We start from the raw sequence: 21,352 nt of genomic DNA on the forward strand, positions 1-21,352 counted from the left end.
CTTGCCGCGCATCGCACCCCTCCCGCAGGCGGGAGGGGATGGGGGAGGGCCTTCGCCCCAAGCGATTCGCCCTCGCTAAGCCCCCTGAAACGGCACCAACGTCTCATATTGCGCCACCGGTGGCGCCCCCGCCACCACCGCGCCCCGCCGCAGCAGGAACGCATGCCGCACGATCTCCGCCTGCTGCTCGATGCCATAGCGGGTGAAGGCCTGCCCCGGCTTCAGCGCATAGCTGTAGCGGCAAAAGGGATGGCGCTTCAGCGGCAGGAAGATACCCCGCTGATGCTGCCAGATATGCACCATCTCATGCACGAACAGCCCCTGTTCGTGGAGCGGGCAGCCGCCGAAATCCTCGCGCCACAACCCGCCCTTGGGATGGAAATGGATGCAGCCGGTCGGCGCCATCACCGTATCGCGCGGCTGGAAGAAGGCCCATTTGGTGGGCGACAGCCGCACCCGGTCATAATCGATGGCATCGCCGAAGACGCTTCGCGCCAGCGCTTCCTCCCCCGGGGTGAGCGGCCGCTTCGTCACGAGTCCGTCGGCGCCGGATCGCCCGCGCCGACCACCCGCGCGCCCTGGCGCAGGCGGGTGCCGTCGGAAAAGGTGAGGAGCAGCGACAGGATGCGCCCCGGTTTCACGCCCGGGTTCATGTCGTACATCATCACATGCCGCCCGCCCGGCTCGAACCGCACCGTCCCGCCCGCCGGAACGCTGACCCGCTCGAGCTTGCGCATCGCCATGCCGCCCTCATGCATCTCGGTGGTGATGGCGACGTCGCTGCCGACCGAGATCAGGTCGACCGGCTTCGGCCCGCCATGGACGATGAAATAGGCGGCCGCCGGGCGACCGGGCACGGCGGCCAGGCGGACCCAGCCTTCCTCGGCATAAAGCTCCGGCGCGCCGCTGCATCCCGCCAGCGTCGCCGCCCCGGCTAGTGCCCCAAGGCCCAGAAAAATGGCGCGACGCATGACAAACCCTCCCGTTTCGGCAAATCCTGACGCGACCCTAGGTTCCATCCAATCTTGCGGCAACGGATCGCCCACCTATATCCGGCCAGTGAACGGGGTTTTCGGGTTGCCGCTTTCGGGACCGGATGACCCCGGCATTTGACTTCCAGACTATGTTCTTGAGGGGCATTTAGAGACTTATGGCAAAAGTGATCGGCATCGACCTCGGCACCACCAACAGCTGCGTCGCTGTCATGGAGGGCGGCAAGCCCAAGGTCATCGAAAACGCGGAAGGTGCGCGCACCACGCCGTCCATCGTCGCCTTCGCCAAGGATGGCGAGCGCCTGATCGGCCAGCCCGCCAAGCGCCAGGCGGTGACCAATCCCGACAACACCATCTTCGCGGTGAAGCGCCTGATCGGTCGCCGCTTCGACGACCCCGTCACCAAGAAGGACACCGAGCTGGTTCCCTACACCATCGCGCGCGGGCCGAACGGCGACGCGTGGGTGAATGCAGGCGGCAAGGATTACAGCCCGTCGCAGATCAGCGCCTTCACGCTCCAGAAGATGAAGGAAACCGCCGAGAGCTATCTGGGCGAGACGGTGACCCAGGCGGTCATCACGGTTCCGGCCTATTTCAACGACGCGCAGCGCCAGGCGACCAAGGACGCCGGCCAGATCGCAGGGTTGGAAGTGCTGCGCATCATCAACGAGCCGACCGCGGCTGCTCTGGCGTACGGCCTGGAGAAGCAGGACGGCAAGACGATCGCGGTCTATGACCTTGGCGGCGGCACCTTCGACATCTCGATCCTCGAGATCGGCGACGGCGTGTTCGAGGTGAAGGCGACCAACGGCGACACCTTCCTGGGCGGCGAGGACTTCGACAACAAGATCGTCGATTTCCTGGCGTCGGGCTTCCAGAAGGAAGAGGGCATCGACCTCACCAAGGACAAGCTGGCGCTCCAGCGTCTGAAGGAAGCGGCCGAAAAGGCGAAGATTGAGCTGTCCTCGGCCCAGTCGACCGAGGTCAACCTGCCCTTCATCACCGCCGACCAGAACGGCCCGAAGCATCTGGTGAAGACCATCACTCGCGCCGATCTGGAGCGTCTGGTCGAAGACCTGATCCAGCGCACGCTGGAACCCTGCAAGAAGGCGCTGGCCGATGCGGGCATGAAGGCCGACGAGATCGCCGACGTGGTGCTGGTGGGCGGCATGACCCGCATGCCGCGCGTCCGTGAGGTGGTGAAGAACTTCTTCGGCAAGGATCCGCACACCGGTGTGAACCCCGACGAAGTCGTTGCCATGGGCGCGGCGATCCAGGCGGGCGTGCTCCAGGGCGACGTCAAGGACGTGCTGCTGCTCGACGTGACCCCGCTGTCGCTGGGTATCGAGACGCTGGGCGGCATCATGACCAAGATGATCGACCGCAACACGACGATCCCGACCAAGAAGAGCCAGGTCTATTCGACCGCCGACGACAACCAGAATGCGGTGACGATCCGGGTCTTCCAGGGCGAGCGCGAAATGGCGCAGGACAACAAGCTGCTGGGTCAGTTCGACCTGGTCGGCATCCCGCCCGCACCGCGCGGCGTGCCGCAGATCGAGGTCACGTTCGACATCGACGCCAACGGCATCGTCAACGTCTCGGCCAAGGACAAGGGCACCGGCAAGGAGCAGCAGATCCGCATCCAGGCGTCCGGCGGCCTGTCGGACAACGACATCGACCAGATGGTCCGTGACGCGGAGAAGTTCGCGGAAGAGGACAAGAAGCGTCGTGCCGAGGCCGAGGCGAAGAACAACGCCGAATCGCTGATCCACACCACCGAGCGTCAGCTGGCCGACAATGGCGACAAGGTCGACGCCGCGCTGAAGTCGGAAATCGAGGCGGCGATCGCCGAGGCCAAGACCGCGGTCGAGGGTGGCAATCCCGATACGATGAACGAGAAGGCGCAGGCCCTCGCTCAGGTCGCGATGAAGATGGGCCAGGCGATCTACGAGAAGCAGCAGCAGGCCGATGCCTCGCCTGCCGCCGACGCTGGTGCGCCCAAGCAGGACGATGTCGTCGACGCCGAATTCTCGGAAGTCGACGAGACCAAGTAAGGCCCATGCGCCCGGTCCGCCTTCGGGTGGGCCGGGCCATGGTCGTTTGGAATACCGCCCCGGTGTGTAGAGCCGGGGCCCATGACGAAGCGCTTCGCGGTGTCGCTCCGTCCGGCCTGTCGGGCGCGGTCGGCCAGCGAAGCGCGCACGGGCGGACGGGGCGAAACCGGGCATGAGCACGACGATCGACTATTATGAACTGCTCGAATGCGAGCGCACGGCGGACGATGCGACGATCAAGTCGCGCTATCGCAAGCTGGCCATGCAGTACCATCCGGACCGCAATGCGGGCTGCAAGGAATCCGAGGCCAAGTTCAAGGCGATCAGCGAGGCCTATGACTGTCTGAAGGACCCCCAGAAGCGTGCGGCCTATGACCGCTACGGCCATGCCGCTTTCCAGCAGGGCATGGGCGGCGGTGGCGGCGGCCACGGCGCGCAGGACTTCGGCGCCTTTTCCGACATTTTCGAAAGCGTCTTCGGCGAGTTCATGGGCGGCGGACGCGGCGGCGGGCGGCAAAGTCCCAGGCGTGGCGCGGACCTGCGCTACGACATGGAGATCACGCTCGAGGAAGCGTTCCACGGCAAGCAGACCGAGATCACCGTCGATGTCTCTGCGGTGTGCGACACCTGCGACGGCTCGGGCGCCAAGACCGGGACCAGCGCCAAGACCTGTCAGCAATGCGGCGGGCACGGCAAGGTGCGCGCGCAGCAGGGCTTTTTCGTGGTCGAGCGGACCTGCCCGGTTTGTCAGGGCGCAGGCCAGATCATCGCCGATCCCTGCCCCGATTGTCGCGGCGACGGCCGGGTCGAAAAGACCAAGACGCTGGCGGTCAATATCCCGGCGGGCGTGGACGAGGGCACCCGTATCCGCCTGTCCGGCGAGGGCGAGGCGGGCGCACGCGGAGCACCGGCGGGCGACCTCTACATCTTCCTCCACGTGAAGCGGCACGCGATCTTCGAGCGCGAGGGCACCACCCTGTTCGCGCGCGCACCGATCAGCTTCACCACGGCGGCTCTGGGCGGATCGCTGTCCATCCCCGGCCTCGACGGGCGGACCCATGAGATCAAGATCCCGGCGGGCATCCAGTCGGGCAAGCAACTCCGCCAGCGCGGCGCGGGCATGCCCGTCCTGCAAGGGCGCGGGACCGGCGATCTGGTCATCCAGATCGAGGTGGAGACGCCGACCCGGTTGTCGACCCGCCAGCGCGAACTGCTCGAACTCTTCCGCGAAACCGAGACGGGCGACGAATGCCCCGAGAGCCAGGGCTTTTTCGCCAAGTTGAAGAGCGTCTTCGCGGGGGAGTAAGCGCCTTCCCGTCCCTGAGATCGAACGGCAGCAAGGCCGGGGCGAGGATTTGCCCCGGCCTTGTCGATTCCGGCCCATCGCGGATGGGGACGGGAGGAGGGGGCGATGCGTCGGCGGTACGCCCGCCCCGCGGAGGCGGAGTTGGTTTCAGCGACATCGACCCCAAGCAAAGCCATATTGCATTGCCGCGACGGGCGCGCTCCAATGGCGGGAATGTTGAGGGAGATCGTCATGTCGCCGTGGAAAGCCGCTTTGCCCCTGATCGCCGCCTGTGCGCTCCTTCCCGCCGCCGCGCCCGTATCGGCTCCGCGTGTCGGGATCGCCAGTTTCGAGGCGCTGCCCAAGCCGTTGCCGCTGCCCTATCATGCCGGGGACGCCAAGGCGGCGATCGCTGCCGCACGAGCACGGGCGGTCAAGGCGCATAAGCGCTTGCTGATCGATCTGGGGGGCAATTGGTGCCTCGACTGCCGGTTACTGGCGGGGGTGATGGAAACGCCGCAGATGCGGCCCTTCGTCGCCAAGCATTTCGAGGTGGTGACGGTCGATGTCGGCCGGTTCGACCAGAATATGGATATTCCGGCGGCCTATGGCATCCAGGGGCGGCTGAAGGGGGTGCCCGCCGTCCTGATCGTCGATCCCAAGACCAACAAGCTGATCAATGCAGGGCGGGAAACGGCGCTGGCCGATGCGCGGGCGATGACGCCGCAGGCGGTGGCAGACTGGTTGGCCGGTTGGGTGGGGTGAGACCCAATGGCCGGTTGATATTTCGCTGGCCGATTTCCCTCCCCCATCCCCTCCCGCTTGCGGGAGGGGCGAGGTTAAGAGGTCAGCGCTTCTGCACATAACTCCCCTCCCGCAGGCGGGAGGGGTTGGGGGAGGGGAGTCCCTATCCAAGCGTCATTGCGCTTGGGGAACTCCCCCCATCATCACGCTTCGCCGAACACCCGCGCGAAGATCGTGTCGACATTCTTGTAATGATAATCGAGGTCGAACCGCGCCTCGATCTCTTCCGGCGACAGCGCCGCCGTCACGTCCGCATCGGCCTTGAGCAGTTCCATCAGCGACAATTCGCCGTCCGACTCCCACACCTTCATCGCGTTGCGCTGGACCAGGCGATAGCTGTCCTCGCGGCTCACCCCGGCCTGGGTCAGCGCCAGCAGGACGCGCTGCGAATGGACGAGTCCACCCATCTTGTTGAGGTTCTTCTCCATCCGCGCCGGATAGACGACCAGCTTGTCGATCACGCCGGTCAGGCGGGCCAGCGCGAAGTCCAGGGTGATGGTCGCGTCGGGGCCGATATAACGCTCGACCGAGGAGTGGCTGATGTCGCGCTCATGCCACAAGGCGACATTCTCCAGCGCGGGCGTCACGTAACCGCGCACCATGCGGGCGAGACCTGTGAGATTCTCGGTCAGCACCGGGTTGCGCTTGTGCGGCATCGCCGACGAGCCCTTCTGGCCGGGCGAGAAATATTCCTCGGCCTCCAGCACTTCGGTGCGCTGCAGGTGACGGACCTCGGTGGCCAGACGCTCGATCGAGCTGGCGATGACGCCCAGCGTCGCGAAGAACATCGCGTGACGGTCGCGCGGGATGACCTGGGTGGAGACGGGCTCGACGGTCAGCCCCATCTTCTCGGCGACATGGGCCTCCACGCGCGGGTCGATATTGGCGAAGGTGCCGACCGCACCCGAGATGGCGCAGGTGGCGATGTCGGCGCGCGCGGCGACCAGGCGGGCGCGGTTGCGGTCGAACTCGGCATAGGCTTGCGCGAGCTTGAGGCCGAAGGTGACGGGCTCGGCATGGATGCCATGGCTGCGCCCGATGGTCGGGGTCAGCTTATGCTCGTATGCACGGCGCTTGATGACGGCGAGCAGCGCGTCCAGATCCTCGATCAGGATGTCGGAGGCGCGGGCCAACTGCACCGCCAGACAGGTGTCGAGCACGTCGGACGAGGTCATGCCCTGGTGCAGGAAGCGCGCTTCCGGCCCGGTCCGCTCGGCGACATGGGTCAGGAAGGCGATGACGTCGTGCTTGGTCTCCGCCTCGATCGAATCGATGCGGTCGATGTCGAAGTCCCCGGCGGCCTTGTCGGCTTCCCAGATGCGCGCGGCGGCTTCCTTGGGGACGACGCCCAGTTCTGCCAGCGCGTCCGTGGCGTGCGCCTCGATCTCGAACCAGATGCGGAAACGGGTCTGCGGATCCCAGATCCGGGTCATGGGGGCACGGGAATAGCGCGGAATCATGGGGTACCTCTGGTCGTGGAATCGGCACGGGCGACCGTGCACTTCCTCTCGGAATCACGGTATGCCGTGCCGTTAGCAGGGACGAGCCGAGCCTTCAAATCCGGCGGTGCCATACCCATATGGTAAAATGCAGATTGGATACGTATCTCTAACGATGAAGATGCTTTTCCGATCTTCATAGTCATCGTTCGACCAGAGTAAGGGAGAGACGAGATGATGAAATATGCTTTTCTTGCCGGTGCCATGATGGTGTCGACTCCGGTGTTTGCGCAGGACACGACCGCGCCCGCCCAGACCTCACCCGCCCCGGCCCAGGCCGCGCCCGCAACGGCGGCTGATCCGACTCAGGCGACACAGCCTGCAACCGATCCCGCTGCTGCGACTCCGGCACAGGGTCAGGTTCAGGCCACGGGCGACCAGATCGCGCAGGTCGTGGACACCCAGTTTCCGACCTATGACAAGGACGGCGACGGCCAGTTGAGCAAGGCGGAGTTCGCCCAGTGGATGGTCGCGCTGAAGTCGCAGACCGATCCGTCGACCAAGGCCGAGGCGCCGGCGACCAAGAAGTGGGTCGGCACCGCCTTCGCCCAGGCGGATACGGACAAGAGCAAGACGGTGTCCAAGACCGAGCTCACCGGCTTCCTGAGCCAAGGCCAGGGCTGAGGCCGAATCGGAACATTCCCTCCGTTCCGACATGATCCCTGAGCGGGGATAAGCGGGGCCGCCGGACCTTTGGGTTCGGCGGCCCTTTTGCGTATGGCCAATCCTCCCCCTCGCGAGATGGGGAGAATGTCGACCGGACAAGAAAAAAGGGCAGGGGCGTCGCCGCCGCCTGCCCTGATTTTCGTTCGCTCACCCGAAAAGGAAAGCGAGGCCGGATCAGGCCTCTTCCGAACCTTCGGCCGCCGTGTCGGCGTCGTCCGCGGCGGTCGGGACCGTCGGCGGAACGATCGTGGCGATCGCGAAGTCACGGTCGTCGATCGCCGGCGTGGCGCCCTTGGGCAGCTTCACGTCCGAGATGTGGATCGAGTCGCCGACTTCCAGACCCTTCAGCGAGATGGTGATCTCGGCGGGGATGTCGGCGGCGTCGACGACGATCTCGATCTCGTGGCGGGTGATGTTCAGGACACCGCCCTGCTTGATGCCACGGCTTTCCTCTTCGTCGGTGAAGACGACCGGAACGGCGACGGTGACGGTCTCATGCTCGCCGATGCGCAGGAAGTCGACGTGCAGCGGGCGGTCGCTGACCGGATGGAACGCGACGTCCTTCGCCAGCGTGCGCTGGCCGTCCACCATGATGACCGAGGTGAAGAAGTGACCGGTCATCAGCGCCTTGACGAGGGCCTTCTCTTCGAGATGGATCGACGCGGGGGCCTGGTTACGGCCATAGATCACGGCGGGGACGCGGCCTTCACGACGCAGCGAACGGGAGGCTCCCTTGCCAACCTGATCGCGCGTCTCGGCGGCGAGCGTAAGGGTGTCGCTCATTCCAGTAACTCCGAAACAAAATGGATATAGGCTTCCGACCACGCCTCCAGGGATGACCATGACCGGAAGCGGCGGCGCATAGCGGCAATGACGGGGAAAGGCAAGGTGGCCTGCCCCCGCATCGTCAATAGGCGATACGCTGTGCCTTGATCCCCTGCTTGGCGAGTTGCGCCTGGACGCTGTCGCCGCCCGCCAGATGGCCGGCACCCACCGCGATGAAGACGGTGCCGGGCTTGGCCATCCGCTCCTTGATCCACGTCGCCCAGCGGGCGTTGCGGTCGGTGAGCAGGGTCTTGGCGACCTCCGGCGAGTCCTTCAGGCTTTCGTTCATGGTGCGGGCCAGCGCGTCGGGATCGCCCTTGGCCCATTCGTCGACCATCTCGGCCATTTCCTCGCCCGCCTTGGGCAGGTCGTCGACGGTCGAGGTCAGGAAGTCGATCTGCGCCTTTTGCGACAGGCCGTTGAAATAGCCGATCTGCTGCTCGGCGGTCTCCAGCCCGGCAACGGGCTTGCCCGCCGCCTTGGCGGCATCGGCCAGCACGGTTTCGGGCCCGTTCTTCGGATCATAGCCCAGCTTCTGGATCGGCGCGAGCGACAGGGTGACGCCCACCAGCCAGGGCTTCATCCGATCGAAATTGCGCGGGTCGGCTCCCAGATCGGTCACGGCCTTCAGATAGGCGCCCCGCTTGTCGGCGGGCAGTTGCTCGGTCAGGGTCGGGCCGGTGGCGACGATGCCGTTCTTCAGCACGATCTGCTGCATCGTCGCCGGGTCGGGCTGCACCATTTCCAGCATCAACTGATCGGACTTGTCGAAGGCGGTCTTCACCGCTTCGTCGAACCAGCTCAGGCCCGGCTTCAGGACGTGGATGGTGCCGAACAGGTAGATGGTGGTGTCGGCATCCTTGACCACCCACAGCGCGGGATCGGCGTCATTGGGGTCCTTCGCGGGCGTGGTCTGCGCACAGGCCGGGAGCGCCAGCATCAGCGCGAGCGAGGTGAGGGCGGTCTTCATGATCGTCTTCATGGGATCGGGCTTTCGGAAAAGGAAGGGGAGGTGCCGGTGTCAGGTGTATTTGCGCCACATCCAGACGATGCCGCAGGTGGCCATGAGCGCGCAGTACACCCATTCGACTTGAAGCTGAGGCAGCACGCCGCCGCGCCACAGGAACCACCAGACGGGGGCGCCCAGCCCGACGACGTAAAAGGCCGCCAGCGCACCGTCGCGATAGGCGCGGCTTTCATGCTCGTCGACGACGCGGTGCCAGCGCCATGAGATGATCGGCACCACGATGCCCCACATGAGTGCCATGAGGATCGCGAACCACAGCGGCAGCGGCGATGTCCATGGATCGAAATGGCCGGATTTCAGTGCCGTCGTATTGGAAAGCGCCACCATGATGCCAGTTGCCAGGCCCATGACGCCGCCCACGGCGCCCGAAATGGCCACCAGCCGGTGATTGGCCCGTTCGCTAGGCCCGCGGCTGTCGCGTTTGGAAAGGTGGGTCATGGTCGCACCTCGATGGAAAGATGGACGGAGAAATGCGGCAACGCTGCTTTATCGGCGGCGACCGTTGAGCGGGGAGTGGCGGCGAGCGTGACATCGCCGACCCGCCCAACGCCCCAGCCGAGCAGTGACAGAGCGATGCCTGCGCCGATCAGGTGGCGGCTCATGACCGCACCCGGCGGATGAAGTAGAAGGCCAGGCCGAGCACTGCGGACATCAGCCACGCGACATAGCCCGGATTGGACAGCGCAATGTACTTTGCCGCGATCGTCACGACGGCCTGTAGCAGAAAGCTGCTGAACCCGATCACCGCCCATGTCTGCACCGCCAGCAGTCGCTGAACCTCGTCGGCATCGCGCCAATTGTGCCAGGCCACCATGATGGCCAGCAGCAGGACCGGGATCAGCATCGCATCGAGGACCCATTCAGGGGTACGATGGGGGGCGCTGCCACGCACGCCCGCGATAAAGCCGTCGATAAAGGGAAAGCCGAGCACGACCGCTGTCGTCACGATGGCGAGTGCGACTCGCCGTCGGTTCGTCCGTGCCGCCTTCTCGGCTAGACGTGCTTCGCCCCATCCGGCGGGCTTACTCACCTTCATGCTCGTCATCGAAAATCTCCTCGATCGGCATGGCGAACAGGCGGCCGATGCGGAACGCGAGCGGCAGCGAGGGGTCGTATTTCCCCGTTTCGATGGCGTTGACGGCCTGGCGCGACACGTCGAGCCGCCCGGCCAACTCCGCCTGGCTCCAATTGCGTTCGGCGCGCAGCACCTTGAGGCGATTTTTCATCTCCACCTCCTCTGGCATGGCTGGCCTCCCTTGTCATCACTCCATGACCTTATGTCAGGTGACCATGACAAAGTGACAGTGAGTCGCGACATTGTCAACAAGACCTGACAAAATATCATGGGTGGCTGACTAGGTGCGAGTGGTGCGGCGCTCGCCTTGACCGGGAAGGGGGCATGAGCCAAAGCCTGCCCCCATTATGCAGACCCGAAACGGCACCCCGGAGGGACCCATGTCCTTCCAGCGCATGATCCTCGCCCTCCATGACTATTGGAGCGAGCGGGGATGCGTGATCCTGCAACCCTATGACATGGAGATGGGGGCGGGCACCTTTCACCCCGCGACCACGCTGCGTGCGCTGGGCCCGGACAGCTGGAACGCCGCCTTCGTCCAGCCGTGCCGCCGCCCGACCGATGGTCGTTATGGCGAGAACCCCAACCGGCTCCAGCATTATTACCAGTATCAGGTCATCCTGAAGCCCTCGCCCGCCGACCTGCAGGACCTGTATCTGGGCAGCCTAGCCGCGATCGGCGTCGACATGGCCAAGCACGATATCCGCTTCGTGGAGGATGACTGGGAAAGCCCTACCTTGGGCGCCTGGGGCCTGGGCTGGGAAGTCTGGTGCGACGGCATGGAGGTGACGCAGTTCACCTATTTTCAGCAGATGGGCGGATATGACATGAAGCCCGTCGCGGGCGAGTTGACCTACGGGCTCGAGCGTCTGGCCATGTATATCCAGGACGTCGACAATGTGTACGACCTGCGCTTCAACGATGCGGGCGTGAGCTATGGCGACGTGTTTCTCGAAAACGAGAAGCAGATGTCGACCTGGAATTTCGAGGTCGCCGACACGGAGACGCTGTTCGACGCCTTCAGGAAGGCGGCGGCCGAGTGCGAACGATGCCTGGAGGCCAAGCTGCCCATCCCCGCCTATGAACAGGCGATCAAGGCCAGCCACACCTTCAACCTGCTGCAAGCGCGCGGCGTGATCTCGGTGGCGGAGCGCCAGGCCTATATGGGCCGCGTCCGCGACCTCGCGAAGGGCGCCTGCGGTGCCTGGATGGACAAGAACGGATGGGCGGCGTGATGCCGACCATCATTCCTCCCTGCGCCGCGCGCAGGGAGGGGGACCATTGCGCCAGCAATGGTGGAGGGGCCGCCGCGTCAGCGGCGGATGCCCGCCGCCCCCTCCACCGGCTGCGCCGGTCCCCCTCCCCATCGTTGATGGGGAGGAATTGAGAGTGACCATGACCGATTTCCTGCTCGAACTCCGCTCCGAAGAAATCCCCGCCCGGATGCAGGCGGGTGCGCGCGACAATCTCGCCAAGCTGTTCGCCGCCGAACTGGCCAAGGCCGGGCTGTCGGCGGGTGAGATCGTCACCTATGCGGGCCCGCGTCGCCTAGCCCTGATCGCCAAGGGCTTGCCCGCCGCGACCGAGGCCGTCTCCGAAGAGGTGAAGGGCCCGCGCGCGTCGGCCCCGCCCCAGGCGCTGGAGGGCTTTCTCCGCAAGACCGGGCTGACCCGCGAGCAACTGACCGAGCGCGACGGCGTACTCTTCGCGATCACCGAGAAGCCCGGCCGCGCGACCGCCGAGGTGCTGGCCGAGGCGATCCCCGCGATCATCCGCGCCTTCCCCTGGCCCAAGTCGATGCGCTGGGGGGCGGAGTCCGCTTCGACCGAATCGATGCGCTGGGTCCGCCCGCTCCACGCCGTCGTCGCGCTGTTCGGCGGTGAGATCGTGCCGTTCGAGATCGCCGGGATCACCAGCGGCAACGTCACGCGCGGTCACCGCTTCCACGCGCCCGCCGAGATCGTGCTGACCGGCGCGGATGCTTATGTCGAGCAGTTGCGCGCGGCCAAGGTGCTGGTCGACCAGGACGAGCGCGCCGCGATCATCCGGACCCGCGCCTCCGCGCTGGCCGCCGAGGCCGGGCTGGAACTGGTCGAGGACGAAGGGCTGGTCGCCGAGAATGCCGGGCTGACCGAATGGCCGGTGCCGCTGCTCGGCCGCTTCGACGAAGCGTTCCTCGACGTACCGCCGGAAGTCATCCAGCTTACCGCACGGGTGAACCAGAAATATTTCGTCTGCCGCTCCAGCGACGGCAAGCTGGCCAACGCCTTTGTCTGCACGGCGAATATCGAGGCGAGCGACGGCGGCGCGAAGATCGTCGAGGGCAATGGCAAGGTGCTCGCCGCCCGCCTGTCCGACGCGCGCTTCTTCTACGAGACGGACCTGAAGACCAAGCTCGACGATCTGCGGCCCAAGCTGGAAAAGATCGTCTTCCACGAAAAGCTCGGTACCGTCGCCGACAAGGTCGAGCGGGTGGCGAAACTCGCCCGCTGGCTGGTGGAAGAGGGTATCGTCGGCGCTGCACAGCCCTCTCCCCACCGGGGAGAGAGAGGGGACCCGCGGCAAGGCCGTGGGGAGGGTGAGGGGCAGCCCAGCAGCGCCTCGCCCGCGTCGGCCCCTCACCCCGGCCCTCTCCCCGATGGGGAGAGGGAGCGGCTTGCCGATCTGGCGGAGCGCGCCGCGTATCTGGCGAAGGCCGATCTCGTCACCGGCATGGTCGGCGAGTTCCCCGAATTGCAGGGTCTGATGGGCGGCTACTACGCCGCCGCGCAGGGCGAAGACCCGCGCGTGGCCGAGGCGGTTCGCGATCACTACAAGCCGGTCGGGCAGGGGGATGACGTCCCCACCGCGCCGGTGACGGTGGCCGTGGCGCTGGCGGATAAGCTGGATACGATCGTCTCGTTTTTCTCGATCGATGAGAAGCCGACTGGCTCGAAAGATCCGTTCGCACTCCGTCGTGCAGCGCTCGGCGTGATTGCGATCGTCTTGACGAATAATCTGCGTGCCTCGCTCTACTCGCTATTTGATCAGGCCGCTCCAAAAGCGGGAGACAGCGATATAGGGCGGATTGTCGCAGCCGATTACTTTTACGATTTTGTTATTGACCGGCTTAAGGTCCAGCAGCGCAGCGAAGGCGTCCGGCATGACGTGATTGATGCAGTCGTTCGTATGGGAGGAGATGACGACATTAGCGGTGAGCGCGACCTCGTCCGTCTGCTCGCCCGCGTCCGTGCGCTGCAAGCCTTCGTCACCACCGACGACGGCGCCAACCTGCTCGCCGGATACAAGCGCGCCGCGAACATCCTGAAGAAGGAGGGCGTTCCCCCTCCCGTCACCCCAGCGCAGGCTGTGGTCTCTGGCGAGAGCGTGGGACAGGAGTCGCAAAAGGCCCCAGCCTCCGCTGGTGCGACGGCTGGGGGCGATATCGAGCCGGCCGAAGCGGCGCTCAAGGAGGCGCTCGACGCCGCCGAGCCCAAGGCGGCGGCAGCGGTAAAGGCCGAGGATTTCGAGGCCGCCATGGCCGCGCTCGCCTCGCTTCGCGCGCCGATCGACCGGTTCTTCGATGACGTGACCGTCAACGACGCCGACCCGGCCAAGCGTGCCGCGCGCCTCGCGCTGCTCGCCCGCGTTCGGGCCGCCGTCCACACGGTGGCGGATTTCTCGCGGATCGAGGGATGATTAAGCGCCGGATCGGGAAACGGAATGCGACGTTCCTGTCTTCCCCTCCGGCAATATCGCCTTATTAAAGCCGACGCCTGTGTCCCCAGGGCGTCGGACGATACGACCAGTAAAGGATCGAACCGATGACCTATGTGTACCGTTTCGGCGGCGGCGTTTCGGACGGCGGCAAGGGGGACAAGAATCTGCTTGGCGGCAAGGGCGCGAATCTGGCCGAAATGGCCTCGATCGGGCTGCCGGTGCCGCCGGGCTTCACCATCTCGACCGCGATGTGCACCCGCTATTATGAGGATGGCGAGCAGTTTCCGCAGGAACTGCGCGACGAAGTGGCGGACGGTATCAAGCATATCGAGGCGGTGACCGAGAAGCGCTTCGGCGACCCGGAAAACCCGCTCCTCGTCTCGGTCCGCTCGGGTGCGCGGGTGTCGATGCCGGGCATGATGGACACGGTGCTGAACCTGGGCCTCAACGACGCGACCGTCGAGGGGCTGGCGAAGAAGGCCGGCGACGAGCGCTTCGCCTGGGACAGCTATCGCCGCTTCATCCAGATGTATGCCGATGTCGTGCTGGAGCTGGATCACGGTGCTTTCGAGGAAGCGCTGGAGATCGCTAAGGAGGATAACGGCTTCACCCTCGATACCGAGATGTCGGCCGAGGACTGGAAGAAGCTGGTCACCGTCTACAAGGGCCTTGTCGAGGAGCAGTGGGGCAAGCCCTTCCCGCAGGACGTGCAGGACCAGCTTTGGGGCGCGGTCGGCGCGGTGTTCGGGTCGTGGCAGTCGGAACGCGCCAAGGTCTATCGCCGCCTGAACGACATCCCCGCCGACTGGGGCACCGCCGTCAATGTGCAGGCGATGGTCTTCGGCAATATGGGCGACACCTCGGCGACGGGCGTGGCCTTCACCCGCGATCCCTCGACCGGCAACCATGCCTATTATGGCGAGTTCCTGATTAATGCGCAGGGCGAGGACGTGGTCGCGGGCATTCGTACGCCGCAGTACCTGACCAAGTCCGCGCGCGAGGAAGCGGGGGCCAAGCCCGCCTCGATGGAAGAGGCGATGCCGGAGGTATATGCCGAGCTGGCCGCCGTGTTCGACCGGCTGGAAAACCACTATCGCGACATGCAGGACATCGAGTTCACGGTCGAACAGGCCAAGCTCTGGATGCTCCAGACCCGCTCGGGCAAGCGCACCGCCAAGGCGGCGCTGAAGATCGCGGTCGATATGGCGAATGAGGGCCTGATCACCCGCGAGGAAGCGATTGCGCGGGTCGATCCGGCGGCGCTCGACCAGCTGCTCCACCCCACGCTCGACCCCAACGCCAAGCGGGATGTCCTGACCAAGGGCCTGCCCGCCTCGCCGGGTGCGGCGTCGGGCAAGGTGGTGTTCGACGCCGATGCCGCCGAGCGCGCGGCGGCGGCGGGCGAGGCGGTGATCCTCGTCCGTGTCGAGACCAGCCCCGAGGACATTCACGGGATGCACGCGGCCAAGGGCATCCTGACCGCGCGTGGCGGTATGACCAGCCATGCGGCGGTCGTGGCGCGCGGCATGGGGCGGCCTTGCGTTTCGGGCGCGGGTTCGCTCGCCATCGACAACAAGGCCAAGCTGCTCCGTGTGGGCAGTCGCGAGGTGCGCGAAGGCGACATCCTGACGCTCGACGGTTCGACCGGCGAGGTGATGGTCGGCGCGGTCGCGACGGTGCAGCCCGAGCTGGCGGGCGATTTCGGCACGCTGATGGAATGGGCCGATCAGGTCCGTCGCCTGAAGGTCCGGGCGAACGCCGAAACCCCGCTCGATTGCCGCACCGCGCGCGAGTTCGGCGCGGAGGGCGTCGGCCTTTGCCGGACCGAGCATATGTTCTTCGACGCCGCGCGGATCACGGCGGTGCGCCAGATGATCCTCGCCTCGGACGAAGCGGGGCGTCGCGCCGCGCTCGCCAAGCTGCTGCCCGAACAGCGCGCCGACTTCACCGCGATCTTCGAGGTGATGGCGGGCCTGCCGGTGACGGTGCGCCTGCTCGACCCGCCGCTGCACGAGTTCCTGCCGCAGCAGGAGGCCGAGTTTGCCGAGGTCGCCACCGCGGCGGGCGTGGACGTGGATACGCTGAAGCGTCGGGCGAACGAACTGCATGAGTTCAACCCGATGCTCGGCCATCGCGGTTGCCGCCTGGGCGTGACCTATCCGGAAATCTACGAAATCCAGGCGCGCGCGATCTTCGAGGCGGCGCTGGACGTCGCGGAGAAGTCGGGTGAGGCGCCGATCCCCGAGGTCATGATCCCGCTGGTCGCCACGCGGCGCGAGCTGGAGCTGATGAAGGCGGTGGTCGACAAGGCCGCACAGGCGGTCTTCGCTGAACGCGGCAAGACGGTCGAGTATCTGGTCGGCACGATGATCGAGCTGCCGCGCGCCGCGCTGAAGGCCGGGGAAATCGCCGAGGTCGGCGAGTTCTTCTCCTTCGGCACCAACGACCTGACCCAGACGACCCTGGGCGTCAGCCGCGACGACGCGGCGCGCTTCCTGGGGGTGTATGTCGAGAAGGGCATCTACGCCAAGGACCCGTTCGTCAGCCTGGACGTGGACGGCGTCGGCGAACTGGTCAGCCTGGCCGCCGAGCGTGGTCGCGCGACGCGGCCTGGGATCAAGCTGGGCATCTGCGGCGAACATGGCGGGGATCCCGCGTCGATCGCCTTTTGCGAGCAGGTCGGGTTGGATTATGTCTCGGCCAGCCCGTACCGGGTGCCGATCGCGCGGCTGGCGGCTGCGCAGGCGGCGTTGAAGGCGAAGTAAGGGGGCGTTGTTCTTCCGCCTGCTTGCGGGAGGGGAGTCTCGGTGAGGTCTTCGCCTGCGGCTTTCCCTCCCCCATCCCCTCCCGCTTGCGGGAGGGGCGTGCCTGGGGGCGCCCGATTGCGCCATCTGCTGCTCCACCCCCTTTGGGTCGTGGAGGGACGACACGTCGCCCCACATCGCTCCCCTCCCGCAGGCGGGAGGGGCTGGGGGAGGGCAGCGGGATCTCACCGAGCCCCCATCAACCGCAATAACCCCGACCTAACCCCTAAGACGAAACCTCACCCGTTGGTCGAAACACGATTCCCGAAATCGAACCACCCGCGACGTTCTCCCGCCGGATAGGCCGGACGCGCCGCCGTCGCCGCCACGGGGCGATAGGTGGATGCGGGCGCAACCCGCTCCGTGACCGGGGTCGCCGCTACCGGCTGTGCGCTGGCCAGGCGATGGTTCTCGCGCTCCAGCTCGGCGATGCGGGCCTGCGCGGCGGACAGCTTGGTCTCGGTGTCCTTCACCTGGGCCGCATGGGCATCGCGCTCGGTCGCATAGCGGGCCCGCCATTTGCGCCCGCCGGGATGGCTCGCCAGTCCGAAAAGCCACCCGGCGATGAGGACCAGCCCCAGCACGGCGAATTGCGTCGTCGAAGTGAACAACATCGCATCGTTTCCTGTCTGTTACGATCGGTCAACGACTGGCGGCGTCGCTGGTTGCGCGGGGCCTATGCGGGTGCGTCACTGCCCCGACATCAGCGTGTCCTTGATCGAGCAGGCGGCGGGGCCCAGGATCACGACGAACAGCGTCGGCAGGATGAACAGGATCAGCGGTACGGTCATGATCGCCGGGAGCCGCGCGGCCTTTTCCTCGGCGCGCATCATGCGTTCGTTGCGGAACTCGGCCGACAGGACGCGCAGCGCACTGGCGAGCGGCGTGCCGTATTTCTCGGTCTGCACCATGGTCGTGACGACGCTGCGCAGCGCGTCCAGATTGACCCGGATGGATAGATTCTCCAGGGCCTGCCGCCGATCGGTCAGGAAGCCCAACTCGACCGAGGTCAGCTGGAACTCGTCGCCCAGCTCGGGATAGGCGCGGCGCAGTTCGCGGGCGACGCGGGCGAAGGCGGCATCGACGGTCAACCCGGCCTCGGCGCAGATGACCATCAGGTCCAGCGCATCGGGCAGGCCCTTGCGGATCGCGGCGGTCCGCTTGTCGATCCGGTTCTTCAGCGCGAGGTCGGGCGCCTTGTAGGACAGGACCAGCGTCCCCGCGACCAGCATGTAGCAGCTCAGGCCGCTCCAGTCGGAAAAACTGTCGGTGCCATAGACCCACAAGGCCATGCCGCCGCCCAGCACGATGGGCAGCGCCAGCCGTCCGAAGATCACCGCGACGGCCAGTTCCTTCGACCGGATACCCGCCTGAAGCAGGCGAAGCTGGATCGATTTGACCTGTTCGTCCTGAAGCATCTTCAGCGCGCTCAGCACCGATCGCATCCGCTCCAGCATGTCGGTGCGATCGACCCATTGGGCGCGGCGCTTGGGCGGCGCGGCGATCCCGGCCTTGAGCAGTTCGCGCCGTTCGTTAAGCGCGCGCACCCGGCGCGTCATCGGATCGCGCGTGCCGATCAGCAGATAGCCCGCGACCAGCAGGGCGAACACGCATATCCCCCACAACAGGGTGGCGGCGGAGGCGGGCTCAAGGCCCGGCACGGTATCGGCGGGGCTGGTCATTCAAATCTCGAAACTGATCATGCGCGACATGATGAAGGCCCCCAGGCCCAGCCAGATAAAGCCCAGCACCCCGATCAGCATCAGTCGCGGATCGGTGAAGAAACGCGCCATATAGGACTGGTTGATCGTATAGATGATCGCGAACACGAAGAAGGGCAGCGACCCGACGATATAGGCGGAGGCCTTGGGCTCGGACGACATCGCCTTGATCTTCAGCTTCATCTGCGCGCGCTTGCGCAGCACATCGGCCAGGTTGGACAGCGTCTCGGCCAGATTGCCGCCCGTCTCGCGCTGGATGGCGATGGCGATGACGAAGAACTGGAATTCGGGAATGTCCAGCCGGTCGGCGGTTTCCTGAAGCGCGGCGTCCATGGTCCGGCCGATCCGCATCCGGTCCGCGACGGCGCGGAATTCCTCGCCCACCGGCCCCGGTATCTCATGCGCGACGACCGCCATGGTCTCGGCGATGGGGAGGCCGGAGCGCAGGCCGCGCACCAGCAGTTCGATGGCATCCGGAAAGCGCGCGATGAACTTGCCCACCCGGCGGGCGATCAACCGCTTGACCACCATATGCGGCACCCACAGCCCGGCGACCATGCCGATCACCAGCGCGAGGAACAGCGAGAGCCCGAGCACCAGCAACAGGATCATGGTGACGAGCGCCAGGCCGGCGCTGGCCATGCCATATTGCCCGACGGTCCAGTCGCGGCCCGTCCGGTCCAGCATCTTGCCCAGCCGTGCCGGATTGGGCAGCAGGCGCCCGAACGCCTTGTCCATCCGCGTATCGCCCGCCAGCGCGATGCCGCGCGACGCGGCGATCGCGGCCTGGGCGGGCCGGTCGAGGTCGAGCGCGACGCGGTCCCGCAACCCCGCCAGCCGCCGGGCCTGCCCCCGCGATGTGGCGGGGGTGGCAAAGGCCGCCATCGCCAGCACCAGCGTCAGGAAGACGCCCAGGGCCAGGATCAGGGTCGCCGTCATGCTCATCGCGTCAGTTCGCCCGTGTCCGCTTGGCGAGCAGCGCCTTCAGGTCGAACCGGTCGAGCAGCCCGCGCCGGTTGAACGCGAGCGGATCGGGCCCCTCGGACGAGGCGCAGATACGCTGCGACAATTCGACCAGGGGCGCGATGGTGCGCGAGGTGCGGCCCAGTTCGGCGATCGGCTTGCCGACCTTGGCGGCCTGTACGACCAGCTTCGGGTCATAGGGGACCAGGAAGTCGAGCGGGCGTTCGATCGACCCCTCGAAATCGCTTTGCGCGATCTCGCTCTGCCCGGTCGGCAGGACGCGGTTGGCGACCGTCAGCACGTTGGTCTGCGGCGCATGCGTCTTCAGCCAGGAAAGGATGCGGATGGTATCGCGCGCGGCGGCCAGGGTGAATTCGGTCACCAGCACCAGGGTCTGCGCGCTCGTCGCCAGCATCGGTTGCTGGATCAGCAGGTTGCGGGGCAGGTCGACGATCGTCGTCTCGAAATTGATCCGCATCTCCTCCTGCAACTGCGCGAAGGCGAGGCCGTCATGGACGATGGGCGCGCTGATCGGCGCTTCGGCGGACAGGATGGCGAGCTTGGGCGTCGCCTTGACCATGGCGCGTTCCAGGAACAGCCCGTCTATCCGCCCCGGATTGTCGATCGCATCGACCAGCCCGCGCCCCGGCTCCAGGTCGAGCGCGAGGGCGGCGGTGCCGAAATGCACGTCGAGGTCGAGGATCGCGGTCGTCCGGTCGAGCCGCTCCGCCATCAGCCAGCCGAGCGAGGTCGCGACGGTCGATGTCCCCACACCACCCCGCACGCCGACGACCGCGACGCTGCAAGGCGCCTTTTCGGGGGCGGTATCCATCGCGCGCGGCGCGTGCAGGATCGTCCGCGCCTGCCCGATCGCGTCGCGCAGCATGTCGGCGTTGATCGGCTTGAGCAGATAGTCGTGCAGCCCGCTGGCCATCAGCATGCGGTACAGTCGCACGTCGTTGACCTGACCGACCGCGATGACGATCGTACCGGGTTCGCACACTTCGGCCAGATTGTTGATCTCGCTGGTGGGGTCGGGCGTGTCGCTGAGGTCGACCAGCAGGATTTGCGGGCTCGCGCTGACCGACAGCGCCTGGATCGCGCCGCGCAGCCCGCCCTTCAGCACCTTGTCCGGCGACCATCCCTGTTCGACGATGATCGGCCGGATCGCCTCGGCGGTCCAGTCGTCGCAGACATAGGCCTGGATCGCGTCGCGCTGAGTCATCAGATGGGGAGTCCAGGGGGCGTTCATTGCGCGCCTCCGCCGCTCGCACTCGCGCCGCCCCCGCCGGCACTGGCATTGCGCAGGGCGGTGCCGCCATTGCCGGTCGGCGCGGCGGCGCGCAGGGCGTTGACCGCCCGGCTTCCCATCGCCGGGTCGGCGGTGGCCGGACCATCGACGCCGCGAACCAGATCGTTGGGATTGGCGACCATCGCCGCCAGATTGCCATTGACCGCGCAACCATGGTTGGACGCCGTCTGCCCCGACCAGTCGGCGGGGGCGGCGTCGCTGCTCGCATCCGGGCAACCGGGGACCGAGGCCCGCGCCCGCGTTACGACGATGCGGATGGTGTCGGGCGCGACCGGGCTGCGCGTGATGCCGGAGGTCTGACCGATCAACAGGCCATAGCGACCGACGACCTCCGCCACTTCGCGGTAGGCGCCGGGTGCGTCGCCCGCGGGGTCTTCGACCGTCACCCGGTCGCCATAGCCCAGCCGCAGATTATGCGCCCAGCCGTCCAGTCGCCGGTCCTCATCGGCGGCGAGGCGTCCGCCAGACACGGCGAGATCGAGCGCATAGTCGGTGCGGCCGACGACCGGCTGATGGCGGGTTTCCAGTTGCGGCTGGCCGGTGCCCATGCACCCGCCGGTCATCAGCATCAGGCCGAGCGGCATCAGGGATAGCGAGGCGCGACGCATGGGGCGGGACATCCT

The 21,352-nt window shown here is 66.5% G+C and carries 21 protein-coding genes; 7 read left to right on the forward strand and 14 right to left on the reverse strand.

Annotation, left to right across the window (positions count from 1 at the left end):
- Positions 1–75: 75 nt before the first annotated feature.
- Entirely contained in the window at positions 76–534 is a 459-nt protein-coding gene (locus OXQ33_RS09620; protein ID WP_267434467.1) for a vgr related protein, read from the reverse strand.
- Positions 531–971, reverse strand: a complete 441-nt coding sequence (locus OXQ33_RS09625) for a copper chaperone PCu(A)C (protein WP_267434468.1) — start codon at positions 969–971, stop codon at positions 531–533. The genes OXQ33_RS09620 and OXQ33_RS09625 overlap by 4 nt, the downstream gene beginning before the upstream one ends.
- Positions 972–1,150: 179 nt before the next feature.
- On the opposite strand from OXQ33_RS09625, the gene dnaK reads away from it, so the two are divergent.
- The 3 genes from dnaK (at position 1,151) to OXQ33_RS09640 (ending at position 5,099) form a co-directional block, all read left to right on the forward strand.
- Positions 1,151–3,049, forward strand: coding sequence for a molecular chaperone DnaK (gene dnaK, locus OXQ33_RS09630; protein ID WP_267434469.1), 1,899 nt, complete (start codon positions 1,151–1,153; stop codon positions 3,047–3,049).
- A gap of 172 nt (positions 3,050–3,221) precedes the next feature.
- Positions 3,222–4,355, forward strand: coding sequence for a molecular chaperone DnaJ (gene dnaJ, locus OXQ33_RS09635; RefSeq protein WP_267434470.1), 1,134 nt, complete (start codon positions 3,222–3,224; stop codon positions 4,353–4,355).
- A gap of 231 nt (positions 4,356–4,586) precedes the next feature.
- On the forward strand, positions 4,587–5,099 hold the full coding sequence (locus OXQ33_RS09640) for a thioredoxin family protein (protein ID WP_267434471.1): 513 nt from the start codon (positions 4,587–4,589) through the stop codon (positions 5,097–5,099).
- Positions 5,100–5,281: 182 nt separating this feature from the next.
- Here OXQ33_RS09640 and purB read toward each other — a convergent pair whose 3' ends face one another.
- The gene (gene purB / locus OXQ33_RS09645) at positions 5,282–6,598 is read right to left on the reverse strand and encodes an adenylosuccinate lyase (protein ID WP_267434472.1); all 1,317 of its coding nucleotides are present in this window, start codon (positions 6,596–6,598) and stop codon (positions 5,282–5,284) included.
- Positions 6,599–6,811: 213 nt separating this feature from the next.
- Here purB and OXQ33_RS09650 point away from each other — a divergent pair, with 213 nt between their 5' ends.
- Positions 6,812–7,261, forward strand: a complete 450-nt coding sequence (locus OXQ33_RS09650) for an EF-hand domain-containing protein (protein ID WP_267434473.1) — start codon at positions 6,812–6,814, stop codon at positions 7,259–7,261.
- A 216-nt stretch (positions 7,262–7,477) separates the two neighbouring features.
- On the opposite strand, the gene OXQ33_RS09655 is transcribed toward OXQ33_RS09650, so the two are convergent.
- The 6 genes from OXQ33_RS09655 to OXQ33_RS09680 all read right to left on the reverse strand — a co-directional run bounded on the left by OXQ33_RS09655 (position 7,478) and on the right by OXQ33_RS09680 (position 10,381).
- On the reverse strand, positions 7,478–8,086 hold the full coding sequence (locus OXQ33_RS09655) for a 50S ribosomal protein L25/general stress protein Ctc (RefSeq protein WP_267434474.1): 609 nt from the start codon (positions 8,084–8,086) through the stop codon (positions 7,478–7,480).
- Positions 8,087–8,210: 124 nt separating this feature from the next.
- A complete protein-coding gene (locus tag OXQ33_RS09660) occupies positions 8,211–9,110 on the reverse strand; it encodes a TraB/GumN family protein (protein ID WP_267434475.1) in 900 nt (299 codons plus the stop codon).
- Positions 9,111–9,149: 39 nt separating this feature from the next.
- Complete coding sequence (locus tag OXQ33_RS09665; RefSeq protein WP_267434476.1) at positions 9,150–9,593, reverse strand: hypothetical protein; 444 nt, start codon at positions 9,591–9,593, stop codon at positions 9,150–9,152.
- A complete protein-coding gene (locus OXQ33_RS09670) occupies positions 9,590–9,757 on the reverse strand; it encodes a hypothetical protein (protein WP_267434477.1) in 168 nt (55 codons plus the stop codon). The genes OXQ33_RS09665 and OXQ33_RS09670 overlap by 4 nt, the downstream gene beginning before the upstream one ends.
- Positions 9,754–10,200, reverse strand: coding sequence for a hypothetical protein (locus tag OXQ33_RS09675; RefSeq protein WP_267434478.1), 447 nt, complete (start codon positions 10,198–10,200; stop codon positions 9,754–9,756). Before OXQ33_RS09675 ends, OXQ33_RS09670 begins: the two co-directional genes overlap by 4 nt.
- Positions 10,178–10,381 (reverse strand): helix-turn-helix transcriptional regulator, encoded by a 204-nt coding sequence (locus tag OXQ33_RS09680; RefSeq protein WP_267434479.1) that lies wholly within the window; start codon positions 10,379–10,381, stop codon positions 10,178–10,180. The genes OXQ33_RS09675 and OXQ33_RS09680 overlap by 23 nt, the downstream gene beginning before the upstream one ends.
- Positions 10,382–10,625: 244 nt before the next feature.
- Between OXQ33_RS09680 and OXQ33_RS09685 the strand changes: the two genes are divergently transcribed.
- From OXQ33_RS09685 to ppdK, 3 genes are all read left to right on the forward strand, one after another.
- Entirely contained in the window at positions 10,626–11,465 is an 840-nt protein-coding gene (locus tag OXQ33_RS09685; protein WP_267434480.1) for a glycine--tRNA ligase subunit alpha, read from the forward strand.
- A 160-nt stretch (positions 11,466–11,625) separates the two neighbouring features.
- A complete protein-coding gene (gene glyS, locus OXQ33_RS09690; RefSeq protein ID WP_267434507.1) occupies positions 11,626–13,908 on the forward strand; it encodes a glycine--tRNA ligase subunit beta in 2,283 nt (760 codons plus the stop codon).
- Between the two features lie 125 nt (positions 13,909–14,033).
- Positions 14,034–16,694: a pyruvate, phosphate dikinase gene (gene ppdK / locus OXQ33_RS09695; protein WP_267434481.1), complete on the forward strand. Its 2,661-nt coding sequence runs from the start codon at positions 14,034–14,036 to the stop codon at positions 16,692–16,694.
- Positions 16,695–16,972: 278 nt separating this feature from the next.
- Here ppdK and OXQ33_RS09700 read toward each other — a convergent pair whose 3' ends face one another.
- The 5 genes from OXQ33_RS09700 to OXQ33_RS09720 form a co-directional block, all read right to left on the reverse strand.
- Positions 16,973–17,347 carry a hypothetical protein gene (locus OXQ33_RS09700; RefSeq protein WP_267434482.1) on the reverse strand — a complete coding sequence of 125 codons (375 nt, stop codon included), beginning with the start codon at positions 17,345–17,347 and terminating at the stop codon, positions 16,973–16,975.
- A gap of 75 nt (positions 17,348–17,422) precedes the next feature.
- Positions 17,423–18,415: a type II secretion system F family protein gene (locus OXQ33_RS09705; protein WP_267434483.1), complete on the reverse strand. Its 993-nt coding sequence runs from the start codon at positions 18,413–18,415 to the stop codon at positions 17,423–17,425.
- Positions 18,416–19,399 carry a type II secretion system F family protein gene (locus OXQ33_RS09710; protein ID WP_267434484.1) on the reverse strand — a complete coding sequence of 328 codons (984 nt, stop codon included), beginning with the start codon at positions 19,397–19,399 and terminating at the stop codon, positions 18,416–18,418.
- A gap of 4 nt (positions 19,400–19,403) precedes the next feature.
- A complete protein-coding gene (locus OXQ33_RS09715) occupies positions 19,404–20,669 on the reverse strand; it encodes a pilus assembly protein CpaE (RefSeq protein WP_267434485.1) in 1,266 nt (421 codons plus the stop codon).
- Entirely contained in the window at positions 20,666–21,349 is a 684-nt protein-coding gene (locus tag OXQ33_RS09720; protein WP_267434486.1) for a CpaD family pilus assembly lipoprotein, read from the reverse strand. The genes OXQ33_RS09715 and OXQ33_RS09720 overlap by 4 nt, the downstream gene beginning before the upstream one ends.
- Positions 21,350–21,352 lie beyond the last annotated feature (3 nt).

Source organism: Sphingomonas sp. GM_Shp_1 (assembly GCF_026540895.1).
Lineage (GTDB): Bacteria > Pseudomonadota > Alphaproteobacteria > Sphingomonadales > Sphingomonadaceae > Sphingomonas.

Coding starts and splice junctions, on each gene's coding strand:
- OXQ33_RS09720 (WP_267434486.1), bottom strand. CDS start 21,349: ATGTCCCGCCCCATGCGTCGCGCCTCGCTATCCCTGATGCCGCTCGGC.
- OXQ33_RS09640 (WP_267434471.1), top strand. CDS start 4,587: ATGTCGCCGTGGAAAGCCGCTTTGCCCCTGATCGCCGCCTGTGCGCTC.
- OXQ33_RS09665 (WP_267434476.1), bottom strand. CDS start 9,593: ATGACCCACCTTTCCAAACGCGACAGCCGCGGGCCTAGCGAACGGGCC.
- dnaJ (WP_267434470.1), top strand. CDS start 3,222: ATGAGCACGACGATCGACTATTATGAACTGCTCGAATGCGAGCGCACG.
- purB (WP_267434472.1), bottom strand. CDS start 6,598: ATGATTCCGCGCTATTCCCGTGCCCCCATGACCCGGATCTGGGATCCG.
- OXQ33_RS09625 (WP_267434468.1), bottom strand. CDS start 971: ATGCGTCGCGCCATTTTTCTGGGCCTTGGGGCACTAGCCGGGGCGGCG.
- OXQ33_RS09660 (WP_267434475.1), bottom strand. CDS start 9,110: ATGAAGACGATCATGAAGACCGCCCTCACCTCGCTCGCGCTGATGCTG.
- OXQ33_RS09715 (WP_267434485.1), bottom strand. CDS start 20,669: ATGAACGCCCCCTGGACTCCCCATCTGATGACTCAGCGCGACGCGATC.
- OXQ33_RS09655 (WP_267434474.1), bottom strand. CDS start 8,086: ATGAGCGACACCCTTACGCTCGCCGCCGAGACGCGCGATCAGGTTGGC.
- OXQ33_RS09700 (WP_267434482.1), bottom strand. CDS start 17,347: ATGTTGTTCACTTCGACGACGCAATTCGCCGTGCTGGGGCTGGTCCTC.
- OXQ33_RS09670 (WP_267434477.1), bottom strand. CDS start 9,757: ATGAGCCGCCACCTGATCGGCGCAGGCATCGCTCTGTCACTGCTCGGC.
- dnaK (WP_267434469.1), top strand. CDS start 1,151: ATGGCAAAAGTGATCGGCATCGACCTCGGCACCACCAACAGCTGCGTC.
- OXQ33_RS09650 (WP_267434473.1), top strand. CDS start 6,812: ATGATGAAATATGCTTTTCTTGCCGGTGCCATGATGGTGTCGACTCCG.
- ppdK (WP_267434481.1), top strand. CDS start 14,034: ATGACCTATGTGTACCGTTTCGGCGGCGGCGTTTCGGACGGCGGCAAG.
- OXQ33_RS09680 (WP_267434479.1), bottom strand. CDS start 10,381: ATGAAAAATCGCCTCAAGGTGCTGCGCGCCGAACGCAATTGGAGCCAG.
- OXQ33_RS09710 (WP_267434484.1), bottom strand. CDS start 19,399: ATGAGCATGACGGCGACCCTGATCCTGGCCCTGGGCGTCTTCCTGACG.
- OXQ33_RS09675 (WP_267434478.1), bottom strand. CDS start 10,200: ATGACGAGCATGAAGGTGAGTAAGCCCGCCGGATGGGGCGAAGCACGT.
- OXQ33_RS09705 (WP_267434483.1), bottom strand. CDS start 18,415: ATGACCAGCCCCGCCGATACCGTGCCGGGCCTTGAGCCCGCCTCCGCC.
- glyS (WP_267434507.1), top strand. CDS start 11,626: ATGACCGATTTCCTGCTCGAACTCCGCTCCGAAGAAATCCCCGCCCGG.
- OXQ33_RS09685 (WP_267434480.1), top strand. CDS start 10,626: ATGATCCTCGCCCTCCATGACTATTGGAGCGAGCGGGGATGCGTGATC.